The organism is Actinomadura geliboluensis (genome assembly GCF_005889745.1).
GTDB classification, from domain to species: Bacteria; Actinomycetota; Actinomycetes; order Streptosporangiales; family Streptosporangiaceae; genus Spirillospora; species Spirillospora geliboluensis.
In genome coordinates, this window is record NZ_VCKZ01000751.1 from 1 (window position 1) to 1,163 (window position 1,163).

Below are 1,163 nucleotides of genomic sequence, written 5' to 3' on the forward strand. Positions count from 1 at the left end.
CCCCTTCCCGACTGGTTGTGGATTTTCTATTCATGAGTTTCGGTCGCTCTTCTGTGGTGCACTTTGCTGCTGAGGCCTGAGTGGGGCCTGTTGTCGCACCCGGGGACGTGCCTTGCTCCCGAATGACCGTTTTCTCACTTGCCGTGGGATTCTCTGGCGGTATTACGGCCACCGCCGCCCGCTGTTCCTGGGCGCCCCGAGCCGCCACTACAGCCTGCACTACCTGTACCGGCACGTTGACCGGACGTACCTGATCTCCCAGGTGCGCAGGGAGCGGGGACGGGTTCCTTTCGAGTGGCAATTCGCAATTATGCGGGCACTCGCCGATACGGCGGCGAGTTCCGTGGTGCGCTCCCCGGTCGAGACCCGGAAGGGCCATTCCTGCGTGGCGGGTCCACGCCACCGCTGGTTCGTCCGCTCCCATACCGAGCACGACCCGGCTCCCGACTGGCTGGCGGTCCCCCTGGTCAGGGACGCCGCGCGCAAGCTCGCCCTGGTGCACCGGAGCGCCGGCGCCGTCGACCAGGCGTCCCTGGACACCGGGCGCACCCGGCTCCACGTCTACGACTGGCCGATGCGACGGGTCCTCCGGCAGGCCGGCCCGCTGGTCGACGACATGGTGGCGCGGGGGCGCCCGCCGGCCCACATCGAGGCCGTCACGGCCGGGCTGGCCCGGTTGAGCGCCGAGCGGGTCGGGCTCTACCTCGGGCCCAGGGGGCTCACCCACCACGATCTGCGGACCGAGAACCTCCTCGTGCGGGACGGCCGGGTCGTCGAGATCGTCGACTGGGACCGGGCGCACTGGGACGTCCAGTGGTACGACGTCGCGCTCGCCGGGCTGCACCTGGCCCACCTGGGCGCGGACCGGCCGCGCTGGGACCTCGCGGACGCCTTCGTCGCCGCCTACCGGGACGAGACCGAGCACGAGCTCACGGACGAGGCGCTGGCGTGGCTGTTCCGGTTCACGGCGGTGCGGAACCTCGCGGTCTCGCGGTCGCCGGCGAAGTGGGCGCGGCTGCTGCGCGGCGTCGAGGAGCGCTGGCAGAGCGGGCCGTCAGCGCTCGTGGACGGTCTTGTTGCCGAGGACCATGTCGCCGTGGACCTCGACGTGGTGGAAGACGGTGGTTCCCTGGGGGCCGTCGGGGTCCGGTGAGCGCGGGGGC

1 protein-coding gene is annotated in these 1,163 nt (G+C 71.1%); it reads left to right on the plus strand.

All coding sequences use genetic code 11. From position 1 onward, the window contains the following. The first annotated feature begins 112 nt into the window (after nt 1–112). Nucleotides 113–1,153 carry a phosphotransferase gene (locus ETD96_RS44020; RefSeq protein WP_274704695.1) on the plus strand — a complete coding sequence of 347 codons (1,041 nt, stop codon included), beginning with the start codon at nt 113–115 and terminating at the stop codon, nt 1,151–1,153. Nucleotides 1,154–1,163: the final 10 nt, after the last annotated feature.